The sequence below is a fragment of the Mucilaginibacter ginkgonis genome (genome assembly GCF_009754905.2).
GTDB lineage: Bacteria > Bacteroidota > Bacteroidia > Sphingobacteriales > Sphingobacteriaceae > Mucilaginibacter > Mucilaginibacter ginkgonis.
On the sequence record NZ_CP066775.1, the window covers coordinates 1,296,411 to 1,311,964 of the forward strand.

The 15,554-nt window shown below is 44.9% G+C and carries 15 protein-coding genes; 8 read left to right on the forward strand and 7 right to left on the reverse strand.

The window, feature by feature from the left end:
• Positions 1-152: 152 nt before the first annotated feature.
• On the reverse strand, positions 153-1,160 hold the full coding sequence (locus GO620_RS06035; protein WP_157523582.1) for a glutamine synthetase beta-grasp domain-containing protein: 1,008 nt from the start codon (positions 1,158-1,160) through the stop codon (positions 153-155).
• Positions 1,161-1,413: 253 nt separating this feature from the next.
• Here GO620_RS06035 and GO620_RS06040 point away from each other — a divergent pair, with 253 nt between their 5' ends.
• The gene (locus GO620_RS06040) at positions 1,414-1,950 is read left to right on the forward strand and encodes a DinB family protein (protein WP_244139467.1); all 537 of its coding nucleotides are present in this window, start codon (positions 1,414-1,416) and stop codon (positions 1,948-1,950) included.
• Here GO620_RS06040 and GO620_RS06045 read toward each other — a convergent pair whose 3' ends face one another.
• From GO620_RS06045 to lepB, 4 genes are all read right to left on the reverse strand, one after another.
• Positions 1,951-3,060: a putative sensor domain DACNV-containing protein gene (locus tag GO620_RS06045; RefSeq protein WP_244139468.1), complete on the reverse strand. Its 1,110-nt coding sequence runs from the start codon at positions 3,058-3,060 to the stop codon at positions 1,951-1,953.
• A 120-nt stretch (positions 3,061-3,180) separates the two neighbouring features.
• Positions 3,181-3,381: a hypothetical protein gene (locus tag GO620_RS06050; protein ID WP_157523585.1), complete on the reverse strand. Its 201-nt coding sequence runs from the start codon at positions 3,379-3,381 to the stop codon at positions 3,181-3,183.
• 82 nt (positions 3,382-3,463) lie between these two features.
• A complete protein-coding gene (locus GO620_RS06055; RefSeq protein WP_157523586.1) occupies positions 3,464-3,652 on the reverse strand; it encodes a cold-shock protein in 189 nt (62 codons plus the stop codon).
• Positions 3,653-3,743: 91 nt separating this feature from the next.
• Complete coding sequence (lepB, locus tag GO620_RS06060) at positions 3,744-4,844, reverse strand: signal peptidase I (protein WP_157523587.1); 1,101 nt, start codon at positions 4,842-4,844, stop codon at positions 3,744-3,746.
• 101 nt (positions 4,845-4,945) lie between these two features.
• On the opposite strand from lepB, the gene GO620_RS06065 reads away from it, so the two are divergent.
• The 4 genes from GO620_RS06065 to GO620_RS06080 all read left to right on the forward strand — a co-directional run bounded on the left by GO620_RS06065 (position 4,946) and on the right by GO620_RS06080 (position 9,047).
• Positions 4,946-5,794: an alpha/beta hydrolase gene (locus GO620_RS06065; RefSeq protein ID WP_157523588.1), complete on the forward strand. Its 849-nt coding sequence runs from the start codon at positions 4,946-4,948 to the stop codon at positions 5,792-5,794.
• 168 nt (positions 5,795-5,962) lie between these two features.
• The gene (locus GO620_RS06070; protein ID WP_157523589.1) at positions 5,963-6,850 is read left to right on the forward strand and encodes a glycosyltransferase family 8 protein; all 888 of its coding nucleotides are present in this window, start codon (positions 5,963-5,965) and stop codon (positions 6,848-6,850) included.
• Positions 6,851-6,876: 26 nt separating this feature from the next.
• Positions 6,877-7,665 (forward strand): glycosyltransferase family 2 protein, encoded by a 789-nt coding sequence (locus GO620_RS06075; protein ID WP_157523590.1) that lies wholly within the window; start codon positions 6,877-6,879, stop codon positions 7,663-7,665.
• Between the two features lie 35 nt (positions 7,666-7,700).
• Positions 7,701-9,047 (forward strand): lipopolysaccharide biosynthesis protein, encoded by a 1,347-nt coding sequence (locus tag GO620_RS06080; protein WP_157523591.1) that lies wholly within the window; start codon positions 7,701-7,703, stop codon positions 9,045-9,047.
• Here GO620_RS06080 and GO620_RS06085 read toward each other — a convergent pair whose 3' ends face one another.
• Positions 9,048-11,027 carry a M1 family metallopeptidase gene (locus GO620_RS06085; RefSeq protein WP_157523592.1) on the reverse strand — a complete coding sequence of 660 codons (1,980 nt, stop codon included), beginning with the start codon at positions 11,025-11,027 and terminating at the stop codon, positions 9,048-9,050.
• A 141-nt stretch (positions 11,028-11,168) separates the two neighbouring features.
• Here GO620_RS06085 and GO620_RS06090 point away from each other — a divergent pair, with 141 nt between their 5' ends.
• Genes GO620_RS06090 through GO620_RS06100 form a run of 3 tightly spaced genes read left to right on the forward strand, consistent with a single transcriptional unit; the run spans position 11,169 to position 14,268 of the window.
• Positions 11,169-12,077, forward strand: a complete 909-nt coding sequence (locus GO620_RS06090) for an ABC transporter ATP-binding protein (RefSeq protein WP_157523593.1) — start codon at positions 11,169-11,171, stop codon at positions 12,075-12,077.
• A 6-nt stretch (positions 12,078-12,083) separates the two neighbouring features.
• Positions 12,084-13,337 (forward strand): ABC transporter permease, encoded by a 1,254-nt coding sequence (locus tag GO620_RS06095; RefSeq protein WP_157523594.1) that lies wholly within the window; start codon positions 12,084-12,086, stop codon positions 13,335-13,337.
• 4 nt (positions 13,338-13,341) lie between these two features.
• Positions 13,342-14,268, forward strand: a complete 927-nt coding sequence (locus tag GO620_RS06100; protein WP_157523595.1) for a Ppx/GppA phosphatase family protein — start codon at positions 13,342-13,344, stop codon at positions 14,266-14,268.
• Between the two features lie 102 nt (positions 14,269-14,370).
• On the opposite strand, the gene dnaJ is transcribed toward GO620_RS06100, so the two are convergent.
• On the reverse strand, positions 14,371-15,534 hold the full coding sequence (dnaJ, locus tag GO620_RS06105) for a molecular chaperone DnaJ (RefSeq protein WP_157523596.1): 1,164 nt from the start codon (positions 15,532-15,534) through the stop codon (positions 14,371-14,373).
• Positions 15,535-15,554: the final 20 nt, after the last annotated feature.

Here is a 15,554-nt window from a genome sequence, read left to right on the forward strand (position 1 = left end):
ACTGTATCAACAAAATAGGTAAATGTAAATCGGGTCAGGGATGTTTCGGCTCGGGCGTAAAAATGCGAAATCTGTTTGAATAAGTAAATTATTCAATAAAAAAAACCCGGCTGTTGACCGGGCTTTGTATAGTAAAACTAAAATAAGGGCTGTTATAACACCGATTTTACGGTTTTGATAATTCTGGCTGCTACCTTGTATGGGTCGGCAGCAGAGTTAGGGCGACGGTCTTCCAGGTAACCGCTCCAGCCTTTTTGTACGGTAAACAACGGAATGCGGATAGATGCGCCGCGGTCTGACACGCCATAGCTGTAATCATTTATCGAAGCCGTTTCATGTTTCCCGGTTAATCTCATGTGGTTGTCTGCACCATAAACTTCTATATGCTCTTTCACTACCGGACGAAAAGCCTCTAATACCTTTGTATAGGTCTCCTGGCTTGCAGCGGTACGAAGCAGCGTGTTAGAGAAGTTGGCATGCATGCCAGATCCGTTCCAGTCTAAGGTGCCCAATGGTTTGCAATGCCAGTTAATGGCTACGTTGTATTCCTCGCCGATACGCTCTAATAAATAACGTGCAACCCAGATCTGGTCGCCGGCTTCTTTGGCGCCTTTCGCAAATATTTGAAACTCCCACTGGCCCGCGGCAACTTCCGCGTTAATGCCTTCGACGTTCAAGCCCGCTTCAAGACAAACATCCAGATGCTCTTCTACAATTCGGCGGCCATATGCGTTTTTAGCACCTACAGAGCAGTAATAAGGGCCTTGCGGCACCGGGTAGCCATTATCAGGGAAGCCTAATGGCTTATTAGTCTCGGGGTTCCATAAGAAGTATTCCTGCTCGAAACCAAACCAAAAATCGTTGTCATCATCTTCTATGTGTGCGCGGCCGTTGCTATCGTGCGGGGTGCCATCAGGATTTAAAACCTCGCACATTACCAGGTAAGCTTTCTTACGCTGCGGATCTTTGCAAATAAATACCGGTTTCAAGACACAGTCAGAGGATCCGCCCGGTGCCTGCTCTGTTGATGAGCCATCGAAGTTCCAAAGCGGGCAATCTTCTAATTTTCCGCTAAAATTGTGTTCAATTTTTGTTTTGCTGCGTAAACTTTGTGTGGGTTTGTAACCGTCAAGCCAAATGTACTCCAGTTTTGATGCCATTTTTTATTGAAAAGGGGATAGTTGCTTCTTTGAAATTACTAAAAGCTAAAATTCGGCTCAAATTTATTCAAAATTTCAAATATTTGAAGATGTATTTTATATAAATTGGAATTTTTACTGAGTTTACTGAAATAGCCGTAATTAATTAAGCCTGCTGAACGAAGTTTTTGCGCTACGTCCCACTTCTTCATTTTATATCACTCTTGAAATGTTTATAAATTTATTAACGGAACATCGTTTGTTTTTATAAAATTTGAATGCTAAAAAAATTATCATTTTAAACGACCCTATGTACCGCCATATTCAAGATTTTTTGAACGATTGGAAAAGTGAAGAAGCAAACACGTTAAAGATCTTTACAGAAATAACGCACGACACCAAATCGAAAGAAATAAATGTAAACGTGCGTACGATCGAGAAACTGGCGTGGCACATTACGCACAGCATTACAGAAATGGCGGCGGCGGCAGGTATTTTGGAAACTGACCAGCTTGCCGAAACTCCTATGCCTGAAACCATGGCAGGCATTACTGAACTCTATCAAAAGTATTGCGGCGTTTTTGCGCAGGCGCTGCGCAGCAAATGGACAGATTCTGCATTGGAAGATGGTATCCCTATGTATGGCGAAACCTGGAAAAAAGGCCGTTTTCTACAGATCATTATCGCTCATCAAACCCACCACCGCAGCCAGATGACGGTTGTTATGCGTATGGTTGGATTGCCGGTACCGGGGATATTTGGCCCATCTAAAGAAGAGTGGGAATTTATGGGCCTTCCGGCGATGGAATAGCTACATTAATAGCACATCTATACGGTTGGCGTGCACCATATTCAACTTAGCTGACCACGCGAATATCGTAAAGTTGCCATCCTGTGAAGCTACCAATGCAATGGCATCACGCTGATCATGCACAAACTGCGCGGCAGCCAAATGGCGTGTGCCACCGTTTTGTGCCGGGTGCAACACCTTTGGCTCGGCACCTATAACCGGCTCAGTCACATTCATACGCTCTATACGCTGCGAATCGTCAGACCGGGTAAGCTTAGCGCCAAAAGCCAGCAGTTCATTATCCTGATTGATGATCGTGGCTCCATCAACCGCGGTAAACCCGCCCACAATTTCTATGGCTTGTAATAGCTTATCCTGCCAGTGGGTTACATTCTCCTGTAATTCGTACTTCACCATTAGTTTGTTAATAGCATCGTATGCCGGTTCAACGGGGTAAGTGATAGGGTGCACTACAGATTTGCGCCAATTGTCAGAGTGGCTGGGTACAATGGCGACAATGCCGCCCCGACCATGGGCACGCATCACCGCAGCAAGTTCTATCAGCACATTAACTTTATTGGATAAATAAGATGGTAGTGTTTTACCTAACAGCGATGATAACATTGCCGGATACTCGGCCATTTCCCCGGTTTGGGGAGCAACAAACTTTACCTGGTCGCCGTTAAGGATAGCTACGTTCACAAATTTACCGAAGCCATCCGCGCGGCTGTGCTTAATGATCATGAGTCCGGGTTCTACCACTTCCAGCACAAAGCAAATGCCCGGCAATATGTGGGATGTTCCCCAGATAAATGCTTCATCGTTTTTATTCCAAACTGCCAGGTGTACACCAGGGCGTTCAACAGCTGGCGCAAGCTTTTTCAAATTATGCGGCGTAAGCCTTAGCGGCGTCCCAAACTTCAAGTGCAATCTTGCCTGTGAAGGGTGCAACAAAGCGATAGATATTTTTGGAGGATGCCCTTCTTCTTTTTGCAAGCTGGCCCAAAAGGCGGCATCTATAACGGCTTCTATAATATGAAGTGGTGGCATAGTGGCAAGGCATTCGGCGCCTGTATCGCGGGCTGTAGCTAAATTATCTTCAAAATGCTTCTCAATAGTAGAAGCAACCATGCGCGCGGCTAGGTATGACGGCTCTGACAACATAATTGGTATACAAAACTATCATTAAAAAAATAAGCCGGTCAAAACGGCCGGCTTACAAGAACATATTTTTACTGCAACTAAACAATGTTAATCTTTTGCTGGCTTTTTAGGCTCGGGCGGGGTATCAACTATTTCGCCAAACTCGTTAACATACGCCATCATATTTTCTAAACCGCCACCGGCTGAATTCTCTTTGCGTTGTTGCTTGCGTTCTTCTTTTTCTTCTCTTTTCTTTAACCGGTTTTTCTCCAGTTGCTTCTTCATAAATGTCGCCTGCGACTTTGCCATTTCGTATTCTCTTTTAAATTCTTGTAATAAATAAAAAGCACCCCGGTATTGCCGGGATGCTCCATGAATGATTTATAAAAGGTTAAGCTAACTTTACGTTAACCGCGTTTAGTCCTTTTTTGCCGTCTTTTACTTCGAAAGTTACGCTGTCATTCTCTCTGATCTTGTCAACCAGACCTGTTACGTGAACAAAGATCTCTTCGCCATCTTCAGATTTGATGAAGCCGAAGCCCTTTGATTCATTGTAAAATTTTACTGTTCCTGTATTCATTTATATTGTTACTAAGCTCGCAAGGTAGTCAATTAAAACCATATATCTGCTATAATTATTCTCTAGCCTGCAATACGATGCGCACAGGCCGTTATTCTATTTTTCGCAGCACACGGTTCCAGCGTATTTTGTTAAAAAATGTGGCGCTGCTGTCTATGCTCATCCAGGTAAACATGGCTTTGCCTACCACATTTTCTTCGGGTACAAAACCCCAGTAACGCGAGTCGTCGCTGTTGTGGCGGTTGTCGCCCATCATCCAGTAATAATTACTTTTAAAGGTGTAGGTGGTTGCCTTTGCCCCGTTAAGGGTATAATTATTTGCCGAACCGCTCAGTGTATTATGCTCGTAGTTGGTGATGATGCTTTTATACAGGGCCACGGTAGAATCGTTAAGCGCAATGGTCAAATTCTTTTTCGGCACCAGCAATGGCCCGTAATTATCTATACTCCATTTGTATAACGGACTGTGCGGGAAAACACTGGGATCGTATTGCCCGCCGGGTGTAACCACCGGAGTGATCGACCTGATGTTACTGAAGCTCTTAAAGGTGTTGTAGCTATCTGTGGGAATGATCATCAAATAGCTGTTGGCTTGCCCTTGCTGATAGATCTCGATGTGCAGGTCTTGTATTACTTGCGGGTTAAGATCTGTCCCATCTGTTGTAACTATGTAAGATGTCTGCGCCTTAGGAGCGTTTTTAGCGGCTTTGCCGTTAATATAAACCTGACTGTTTACGATCTTCAATTCATCGCCCGGGATAGCCTGACAACGCTTAATGAGCGTAGTTTTCATATCTATTGGCTTGTTTATCGAATCCGTCGGAATGTTAAACACCACTATGTCGCCATTCTTTATATGCGAAAATCCGGGCAGCCTAAAATAAGGTAGCTGCAAACCGTCCCAATATGTCTTAACGCTTCCGTTGGCAAGCGTCGGTTCCAGAAAAGGGATGGTGATAGGAGTGATGGGCATGCGTGCGCCGTAGTCAAACTTGCTTACAAATAGGTAGTCGCCCGTCATCTGCGTGCCTTCCATAGAGCCCGATGGTATGGCGTACGCCGAAAAAAGCAATCCGCGGATGATCGTAGCTGCCACCACGGCAAAAACTAACGCGTCTATCCACTCACGCAATTTTGTTTTCTTTGGCTTGCCGCCGGTGTCTCTTTTTTTAAATAGATCTTTTAATTTCATAAAAGCTGTTTTTGGTTGAATGTGAGCAACATGTGTTGCTATTTGATTTTGTGTTGTCGCTTTTGTTACATTTATCTTGAAAATTTAACCAGCCACCAGTTATGAAGTATCTCTTGTCGATAGTGTTATCGGTTGTTACTATCAGCGCCTTTGCCCAAGGCGATTCTACAGTAATTTCTCTTTGGAAAAACGGGGCACCCGGCTTTGAGTCAAAGAAAGATATTCCCGAAAAAGGCCCGGTGTATGCAAGCAACATTAACAACCCGTCTGTAACCGTTTACCTGCCGCCAAAAGAGAAGGCCACAGGTGCGGCAGTATTGATCTGCCCTGGTGGTGGTCACCGCATGCTGGTGATGACGTCTGAGGGGCATGACCCTGCAAAGTTTCTTAATAGCATTGGCGTGGCAGCTATTGTTCTGAAGTACCGCCTTGGCCGCGATACGCTTACGCCATATTATAAGATAGAGGTTCATGGCCGTGAAGATGGCAACCGCGCTATGCGGCTAATCCGCAGTAATGCTGCGGCATGGGGGATTGACGCGAACAGAATAGGTATCTGGGGTTTTTCTGCCGGCGGCGAGATAACAAATATGGTGGCGTATGATAACACACCCTCTAAACCAAACGCTACAGAGCCGGTAGACAGGCTAAGCTCTAAACCCGACTTTGTAATTGAGACTTATCCCGGCCCGTTATATGTGCCCGAAAAAGTTACCAAAGGTGCACCACCTGCATTTTTGGTAGCCGCTAATGATGATGAATGCTGCTCGCTGCCGCTGATCAAGATACTGAATGCTTATCGCGCGGTTGGAGCGCATGCTGAGCTGCATATTTTTGCAAAAGGAAACCACGCGTTTAATATGGGTAAACGCTCTGAATTTAAATCGCTGAAAGAATGGCCATTGTTATTGGCTAATTGGTTTGCCGATTACAAGTACTTTAAACAATAGGACTTTATTGCGCGATTAATTTTTTAACTATTATGCTATAAGTGCCCGTTTGCGGATGCCCACAGGCGAAAAAGTAAACCTTATCAAAATTTCCTTATATTAATCGATATATTTGAAATGGCCTGATAGATATATGAGGCTTGCAATTAAACTCCGATACCATAGTTTATGGCAGTTGAAAAACCGCAGTACAACATTGTTTACGCTTGTGATAACAACTTTGCGCCTTTGCTGGCGGCGTCTATAAAATCTGTCGAAATAAATTCTCCCGGCTCCATAAAAAACATCTACATCATTGATGATGGCATTAAGCCGGAGAACGTTGAAAAGATAAAGCAGTCATTTACATCACCAGAGATCATACTTCACTTTCATTTGGTAAAGGATGTAATGGGGAAGAACGTTAACATCCCATATTTTAACAATCCGCGATTACCGGTAACCACATTCTTCAGGTTGTTCATCGCCAGCTTTATGCCGGCAGATACTGAAAAGGTTTTGTACCTCGACTCGGACATGATCGTTCTCGGCGACCTGAAAGAGTTGTTTGATCTGGACCTAAGCAACCACATAATTGGTGCGGTGCAAGACCCAAATATCGTAACCTTAGGCTGCTCTTGGGGTGGAGGTGTGCAAAACTGGGAAGCGCTGGGCTACCAGTCAGACGACCCGTATTTTAACGCGGGGCTGCTGCTTATCAACTTCAAAAAGTGGGTTGAGTTTGACGTGACCAGCAAAGCGCTCGAGGCTGCCGCCAAGTATCAGCGTTATATCAAATGGGGCGACCAGTACTGTTTGAACGTTGTATTGGCTAACCGCTGGCTACACTTAGACCCGGAATGGAACCACCTGGTGGATAATAATAATCCGGGTGGAAAATTGATCCATTACATAGGCAATAAACCTATTTACGATAATTATCCTTACAGTAAAGCGTACCAGGATATCTTCTTCAGTTATTTAAATCAGACCCTGCTTAAAGATCACAAACCGGTAACCAAACTTCAGCGCCAAATACAAATGGTAAAGCGTTTTATAAGGAAGATCACCGGTTAACTACGCAATCAAATCATTTTAATAAGATGTCTGATAATACATTCGACCAGGTAACGCTACTTATTACGCATTACAACCGCAGTAATTCTTTGGGCTTGCTTTTGGGCGATGTAGTAAAGGAAGGGCTTAAGTTTCATGACATTGTAGTTTCTGACGATGGCAGCCGCCCCGAACATCTGGACATTGTAAAAGAATTGCAGCAGAAATACAACTTTACTTTAGTAACCACACCTGTAAACAAGGGCTTAGGTAATAACCTTAACAAGGGGCAGGACGCGGTGAAAAGCGAGTACACGCTTTATGTACAGGAAGACTTTGAACCCACGCCAGACTTTGTGCCAAATTTCAGGAACGCCGTAAAATTGATGAATGAAGAGCACCAATGGGATATCATCCGGTTTTACACCTTCCCTTGGGCGCCGTTTCCCTACCTTAAAGATTACAAGTTAGGTTTTGCTGAAATGATCTTCAGGCCGCAGTTGTGGCATACAGACCATTTAAAATTCAGGGTATATAGCGACCATCCACACATACGGCGCGCTAACTTCTTTGAGAAATTCGGTCGCTATGATGAAGGCATTAAAGGCGACATTACGGAATACAACATGTGCCTGCGCTTTTTGCGTGCAAAAGGCCGCGCACTCATTTACAACCGCGGCGAATTGTTTACCCACCGACATGACGAGGTTGAACCAAGCACTATGGTACGCAGTGCCTGGAAGTTAAGCAATTCTGCTTTTATAAGATTTTTGCGTTATGTTTACCTAAAAGGAAAGGTAATTAACAGCACCTACAAACTAAGGTTTAAAAAATAGGCTGCCGCAAAATATTTAACTTATAACTACCATCTGTGTTTAAAGCAGTTCTTCAAAAATTAAGAAACCCGCACTTTATAAACCTGGTTGGCAACGCCATTATGTCTTTGCTTAACATGATACAGGTAGCCATCCTCTTCAACTATCTCTCTATGCCCGATATGGGTATTTGGTTTTTCTTCCAGGGGACTATTAGTTTAGTGGATACATCACGCGCGGGGTTTTTAAGTACGGCTTTTATTACCAGTTACGCGGGCACTACTAAAGAACGTGCGGCAGACGTTGCCGGGTCGGCATGGTATCTTTCGCTCATTATAACCGCCATTATTGTGATGGTGAACATTGGCTACATATTTAGCCCCTGGCATGTGAAAGATGCAGGTACAGACCTCATACTTAAATGGATAGGTGTGGTATTCATTATTACCCTGCCATCGTTTATTGCCAGCTGCGTCCTGCAGGCAGAACAGCGTTTTGATAGGTTATTGATTATCAGGTCGGTAAGCACATCAATCTCTATCATTCTCATCATTGTTTTCATCGCATTAAAAAAGGTAACACTAATGAACGTGATCTACATCGGGTTTGTGGCCGGCGGTGTTACCGGGTTGATGACAGTTGTTACAGGCTGGTCGCGTATTAATACTTTGATCAACAAAACAGGCACTACAGTAAGGGCTTTATTTAATTACGGTAAGTACAGCATTGGCACGGCATTGGGGACAAACCTGTTTAGCACCACGGATACCTACATTATAAACTTTACCCTTGGGCCGAGCGCATTAGCTATTTACAATTTGGGTTTAAGGCTAATGGAACTGGTGGAGATACCGCTCCGCAGTTTCGCCGCGACTATCATCGCGCCGCTTGCAGCAGCTTACAACAGGGGAGAGAAGTCGTACTGTATCTACCTGCTGAAAAAATATGCCGGCATGACAACTATTTTACTGCTGCCTATTGTTGCAGGCTCCCTGGCCTTTGCCGAAGTAGGCGTATGGATTGTTGACAAACATTACCTGAGCACCCCGGCGGCCAACGTGTTGCGTATTTTCATGAGCTTCGCGCTTTTATATCCAATAGAACGTTACATGGCACTTACGCTTGATGCCATAAACCAGCCGAGGGTTAATATGATAAAGCTGTTCTTTATGGTGATAGGTAACCTGGTCGGCGATTTCCTTGGTGTCTACATTTTTAAAAGCGTGTACGGCATAGCATTTGGCACCATTATCCCTGTATTAATAGGCTACGGCATAGCCTACGTTTACCTTCAGAAATACACGCAGTTCACGCTTAAAGACACTTACAAAATCGGCTGGGACGAGACGCTGAAGTTATTGCGAGGCGCCAAAAATATGCTGCGTAAAAAGCAAACTGTTTAATCACTTCACTTTTATCGAGTTGTTTGCACGGTTGATATCCGGTACCTCGTGATCCGGGTCCAATTCTACAGACGCGATTTCCTTTATGGTCTCTAAGTTTATCACCGCAATCTTATTTTGTATCCAGGTAACAACCGGTAATCGTTTATACATGATGCCGCCGTCTTTAAATTTTACAGCCACCTTTACGGGCATAGCCATTTGTTCTTTATTGGCGATGGTAACGTTAAGTCCTCGCTTCTTGTCTTTATCCGCATACCGTGCATCGATCACCGCCACATCAAGCTTATAGTTGTTATAGTACCAGCTTCGCCAAAACCAGCTAAGGTCTTCTCCGGCGGCATTTTCCATCGACCTGAAAAAATCTTCAGGCTGTGGATGTTTGTACGCCCAGGTTTCTATGTAATGCTTAAACGCGTAATCGAAACGGGCCGGCCCTAAGATATGCTCGCGCAGCATGACCAAACCCAACGCGGGTTTAAAATAGGTGATCGGGTGCCGGTATTTCTCGGGCGTGGCGTCGGGTATCGACATAATCGTAGGCGCGTTAGGATCTAAAATTGTAGGCACAATTTCGTCAGCAGGATAGCCACCTTTAGGCGCATATTCATCGTCGCGCTTCGGCGCATATTCTCCTCCATTAAAATTATCAGAGGCATAAACATCAATAAATGTATTGAAGCCTTCGTCCATCCAGCCAAAGCGGCGTTCGTTTGAGCCTACGATCATAGGGAACCAGTTGTGGCCGATCTCGTGCGCCGTTACCCAATACAGTTCTTTGCCTTTGTCGGTAATGCCATCGAACACTATACCGGGATACTCCATGCCCGCAGCGGTTCCGGCTTCATTAATCGCAACCGGCCACGGATACACAAACCATTTCTTTGAAAAGTATTCGATGGATTCTTTCAGGTATTCCGTCGCCCGCCCCCACGCATCATTGCCGGCACTTTCAACAGGATAGACAGACATAGCCAGGCAAGGCTTGTTGTTGGGCAGATTTACTTTAGCCGCGTCCCATATATATGCCGACGACGCACCAAAGGCCACGTCGCGGGTGTTCAGCATTTTAAAGTGCCACGTCTTAGTGCCCTTTAATGATGTTTTTGTTGCCGTTAATACTTCATCCGCTGTGCGGATCATTATAGTTTTGTCGCTCTTTCGTGCATTTGCAAGGCGCGCAAGTTGCAAGGCGTTCAATACTTCCTGCGGATTAAGCAGTTCGCCTGCACCGGCAACGATCATTCCCGTAGGTACTGTAACCTTGTAATCAAAGTCGCCGTACTCTAAATAAAATTCTCCCGAGCCTAAAAAGGGCAGCGTATCCCAGCCTTGTGCATCATCGTAGACACACATGCGCGGGTACCACTGGGCTATTTCATAAATCTTACCGTTTTTAGTTTGGTTCCAGTCGGTGCGGTTGCCAAATGTTCCGGGGATGGTGTATTTGTAGGCAATATTGATCGAAATTGTACCCCCGTCTGCATTAAGTGGTGAGGCCAGTTTAATCTGCATGCGGGTATCTGTTACCAGGTAATTGGCTTTTTGTGTCTTGCCGTTTACTGTAACCGTTACAGAAGATATTTCGTAGCCCCTGGTGCGCTCTTTCGCCACATAGCTGGTAAAGCTGTTTGAAAGCGCGTCTGCTTTGTAGGTGTTTTGGTCAAGCTGTAGCCATAGAAAGTCCAGTTTGTCCGGGCTGTTATTTTTGTAGTTGATAGTGGCATTGCCGGTAAGCGTGTTAGCGATGGTGTCGATAGTGGCGTTTAAAATGTAGTCAGCACGGTTTTGCCAATATTTTGGCCCCGGCGCACCATTGGCCGAATGGTTTTGACTGCCGCGATATTTATAAAACAAAGGTGCGAACAGTTCGGCCGGGTTGTAAGATGAGATCACGGTATCCTGACGGTTGGCCTGTTGCGCGTTTACAGTCCCTGAAAATAACAATGCAACGCAAACGCAGGTGTAGATAAATTTCATAAGCAGCAGATAGATCAGCTAATATAGAGCATTTGCGCAAAAGCGGTCTAAAGCGTAGATATTCTATTTTTTTTATAGCCGGTAACATTTTAAGAACAATTTTATCTAATTTAAAACCCATAAACTATTTGACCCACAATTATGCTTAGTGTTAATCACATTGTGAAGCGTTATGCAGGCCATACCGCTTTAGATGATGTAAGCCTGGAAGTAGAAACCGGCAAAGTGTTTGGCCTGCTTGGGCCCAACGGCGCAGGGAAAACCTCACTTATCCGTATCATCAATCAAATTACCGCGCCCGACTCGGGGCAGGTACTTTTCAACGGAGAAAAACTTAATCAATCGCACATCGACCGTATCGGCTACTTACCGGAGGAGCGCGGCTTGTACAAAAAGATGGAGATCGGCGAACAGATGATCTACCTGGCCAGATTAAAAGGCCTTAGCCGCGATAAAGCCCGTACTCGCATCAAATATTGGTTTGAAAAACTGGGTATGGAAAGCTGGTGGAATAAAAAGGTAGAAGAACTTTCTAAAGGTATGCAGCAAAAGGCCCAGTTTGTTGCGACCATTCTGCACGAACCAGAGTTGCTGATCCTCGACGAACCCTTTAGTGGATTTGACCCTGTTAATGCCGAGATCATAAAAGATGAAATACTTGCCCTTAATAAAAAAGGCGCAACCATTATTTTCTCTACTCACCGCATGGAGTCTGTAGAAGAGCTTTGCGATTCCATTGCGCTGATCAATAAATCGCATAAAATATTAGACGGCAAGGTTAAAGCTATCCGCCGGTCGTACCGTAATGATGTGTACCTACTAGAGTATGCAGGAGAACCAATTGTAGTTAACGGGACTGAGCCCTTTGAATTGCAGCAAAACGTATCTGAAGACGAAGGTTTGTACACGGTAAAGCTTAAGCTTAAACCCGGCAGCACCTCTAACGATATATTGGGTTATTTTATGCCTAAAGCCCGTGTAAGCATGCTGCAAGAAGTGATACCGACCATGAACGAGATCTTTATTCAGAAAGTAAATCAAATAGCCTAAGACCCCATGAACAAAATCTTACTTATCATAAGCCGCGAATACCTTACCCGCGTGCGCAAAAAATCATTCATCATCATGATCTTCGTTGTGCCCCTTCTTATCATTGGCATGGGCGCGTTAACGGCATTTATTGCTAAAAACAGCAGCGACCTTGATACCCAGCAAACCGTAAAGGTAATAGATCAAAGCAATATTTTTAAAGATAAATTTCACAACGAGCCGAACATCAAATTCGAGAAATCCAATCTGTCTTTAAAAGAGGCTAAGAAGCAATCCTATAAAAAGGAAGGCGTGTGTGTATTATATATACCAGCTAACTATAGCGCGAAAGATTCTGTGGAGATATTTTCTGCCAAGAAACCTTCTGTAAAGATGACCTCATCTATTGAAAAGCAAATGAATGATATCGCCATTCAGCACAACTTTGCAGAACATCACATAGATGCGTCGCTGGTGCAGGTGATCAGCAAAAGCGATATTTCGTTAAAAGCGATTGAGATCACAGAAACCGGCGATAAAGATGCCAACATCGGCGCAAACGTCGGCGTGGCCATCGCGTGTTCGATATTAATCTACCTGGCTTTATTCATCTATGGCGCGCAGGTAATGCGTGGTGTAATAGAGGAGAAGACCAGCCGTATTATAGAAGTAATTATTTCATCGGTAAAGCCCTTTCAATTAATGCTGGGCAAGATCATTGGCGTAGGTCTGGTTGGCTTAACGCAGTTTGCGGCGTGGATCGTACTTTCAGTAGTTGCCAGCAAAATTGCAGGCCACGCGGTTGGCCCGCAAGGTGGTGCCATCATGACTTTAATCAACGGACTTAAAACAATCCAATTTGGTTATATATTAAGCTGTTTTCTGTTTTACTTTACAAGCGGCTATTTGTTGTATAGTGCCTTATTTGCCGCCGTTGGTTCTGCAGTAGACAGCGAGACAGAGACACAACAATTTATGTTCCCCATAACTTTGCCATTGCTGTTTACCTATTTCTTATCTGTGTCTGTGCTATTCCAGGCGCCGAACAGTCCGCTGGCAGTATGGCTGTCTATGATACCATTTACAGCGCCTGTAGCAATGATGGTACGTCTGCCATTTAACGTTCCGGTATGGCAGTTAGCCATATCGATGTGTTTAATGGTTGTCGGATTTTTATTTACAGCTTGGGTGGCTGCCCGAATTTATCGTGTAGGTATTTTAATGTACGGCAAAAAAGCAAGCTACAAGGAACTAAGCAAATGGTTCTTCTACAAAGAATAGCAGCATGCCGCGCCGCATTGCCGTAATGGATCTGGGCACCAACACTTTTCATCTGCTTATTGCAGAAAAAGATGGTGCCCATTTTAAAACCCGGTGCCACCTGGAAAACTCTACGCGTTTAGGTGAGGATGGCATGCCCGACGGTTATATCAAAGCGTCGGCTTTTGAACGGGGCGTTGCAGCTTTAGTGAACTTTAAGAAAGCAATCGACAAGTTTGGTGTAACCGATATCAAGGCTATCGGCACATCGGCGTTACGCAGTGCTAAAAACGGGACTGACTTTATCCAGCAAGTAAAAAGCGAAACCGGCATCGAGATCGTTTCTGTTGATGGCGAGACAGAGGCCGGTTATATCTATCAAGGGGTACGGTCGACCGGAATTTTGCCTTCTGATATTAGCCTGATACTTGACATAGGCGGCGGAAGTATAGAGTTTATCATTTGCGATAACCAAAGTATTTTCTGGAAACGCAGTTACGAAATAGGAGCAGCCCGGCTGATGAAGCAATTTCATCACTCAGACCCGATCAGTGCTGATGAGATCGCCGATCTGGAAAGGTATCTGGATGAGGTATTGCCGGATATGTATGCTGCAACAACCGAACACAATGTTACCAATCTGGTGGGATCATCAGGCGCGTTTGAAACATTTGCAGAATTGATTGAGTCACAAAAGGGCAATGACTTCGACATGGCGACAATTAAAGCATGTAGGTTTGATCAAAACGAATTGATGCGGCAGCTGGCCGACCTTATTTGTTCGACGCATCCGGAACGGGCCGCGAACAAACACATTCCGCATGTACGCACCGACATGATAGTGGTTTCGTCTGTAGTAACGCGTTATCTTATCCAAAAATTAAATATCAGAAGCACAGCAATGTCGGTATACTCCTTAAAAGAAGGCGTGTTGGCTGAGATGCTTCGATAACTAAAACGCCCGCTAATTCAGCGGGCGTTTTAGTTGTAATATGCTTATATCTCAAGAGCCTCTATATGACGCATCTTGATTCTTGTCTCTTGATTCTTGAGTCTACTCAAAGTACTCCTTCATCCGTTCAAAGAAACTTTTCTCGTTCTTGCCGGGCGCGGGTTTAAAGTTTGGCGAATCCTGCAATTTCTCCAATAGGTCGCGTTCTTCTTTATTCAGTGCCTTTGGTGTCCAAATGTTGATATGTACCAGTTGATCACCGCGATGGTATGAGTTAACCTCAGGCACGCCTTTACCTTTCAGGCGTAATATTTTACCCCCCTGGGTGCCGGCATCTATCTTGATCTTAGCTTTACCATCGATGGTTGGCACCTCTACGCTTGATCCTAAAGCCGCGTCCACAAAACTGATATGCAGATCATAGATCACATTGTTTCCGTCGCGCTTCAATGTTTCATGAGGGATCTCTTCTATCAGGATGATCAAATCACCCGGCACACCGCCCCGTGGGGCCGCATTGCCTTTGCCGCTCATGCTTAATTGCATGCCTTCGCTTACACCGGCCGGAATGTTTATGCTGATGGTCTCCTCGCCGCGAACAACACCGTCGCCATGGCATACATTACATTTTGATGTAATAACGGAGCCTTCGCCATTACAGGTAGGGCAGGTGCTGGTAGTTTGCATCTGGCCTAAAATAGTATTGGTCACCCTGCGTACAGAACCTTGGCCGCCGCAGGTAGAACAGGTTTGAAATGCCGATTTATCTTTGGCACCGGTACCATCGCAGGTTTTACAGACAACCTGTTTGTTAACTTTAATCTTTTTCTCTGCACCATTAGCAATTTCTTCCAGAGTTAGCTTAACCTTTATGCGCAGATTGCTGCCACGGGCAACCCTTCGTCCGCCGCCGCCCTGGCGACCGCCGCTGTTACCAAAAAAGTCGCCAAACGGACTGCCGCCGCCGAATATATCCCCAAACTGGCTGAATATGTCCTCCATATTCATGCCGCCGCCATAACCGCCACCTGCAGCAGAGCCGGCGTTTGCCGCATGGCCAAACTGATCGTAACGTGCGCGCTTATCGTTGTTGCTTAACACTTCGTAAGCTTCAGCAGCTTCCTTGAAATGCTCTTCGGCTTCTTTATCACCCTGGTTTTTATCGGGGTGGTATTTTATAGCCATTTTGCGGTACGCTTTTTTAATCTCGTCCGCGCTGGCACCTTTGCTTATGCCAAGAATATCGTAATAATCTCTTTTTGCCATCTTATTTAATGATAGAATGA

Coding starts and splice junctions, on each gene's coding strand:
- lepB (WP_157523587.1), bottom strand. CDS start 4,844: ATGAAATTAAAAGATCTATTTAAAAAAAGAGACACCGGCGGCAAGCCA.
- GO620_RS06085 (WP_157523592.1), bottom strand. CDS start 11,027: ATGAAATTTATCTACACCTGCGTTTGCGTTGCATTGTTATTTTCAGGG.
- GO620_RS06050 (WP_157523585.1), bottom strand. CDS start 3,381: ATGGCAAAGTCGCAGGCGACATTTATGAAGAAGCAACTGGAGAAAAAC.
- GO620_RS06100 (WP_157523595.1), top strand. CDS start 13,342: ATGCCGCGCCGCATTGCCGTAATGGATCTGGGCACCAACACTTTTCAT.
- GO620_RS06070 (WP_157523589.1), top strand. CDS start 5,963: ATGGCAGTTGAAAAACCGCAGTACAACATTGTTTACGCTTGTGATAAC.
- GO620_RS06090 (WP_157523593.1), top strand. CDS start 11,169: ATGCTTAGTGTTAATCACATTGTGAAGCGTTATGCAGGCCATACCGCT.
- GO620_RS06065 (WP_157523588.1), top strand. CDS start 4,946: ATGAAGTATCTCTTGTCGATAGTGTTATCGGTTGTTACTATCAGCGCC.
- GO620_RS06045 (WP_244139468.1), bottom strand. CDS start 3,060: ATGGTTGCTTCTACTATTGAGAAGCATTTTGAAGATAATTTAGCTACA.
- dnaJ (WP_157523596.1), bottom strand. CDS start 15,534: ATGGCAAAAAGAGATTATTACGATATTCTTGGCATAAGCAAAGGTGCC.
- GO620_RS06035 (WP_157523582.1), bottom strand. CDS start 1,160: ATGGCATCAAAACTGGAGTACATTTGGCTTGACGGTTACAAACCCACA.
- GO620_RS06075 (WP_157523590.1), top strand. CDS start 6,877: ATGTCTGATAATACATTCGACCAGGTAACGCTACTTATTACGCATTAC.
- GO620_RS06095 (WP_157523594.1), top strand. CDS start 12,084: ATGAACAAAATCTTACTTATCATAAGCCGCGAATACCTTACCCGCGTG.
- GO620_RS06055 (WP_157523586.1), bottom strand. CDS start 3,652: ATGAATACAGGAACAGTAAAATTTTACAATGAATCAAAGGGCTTCGGC.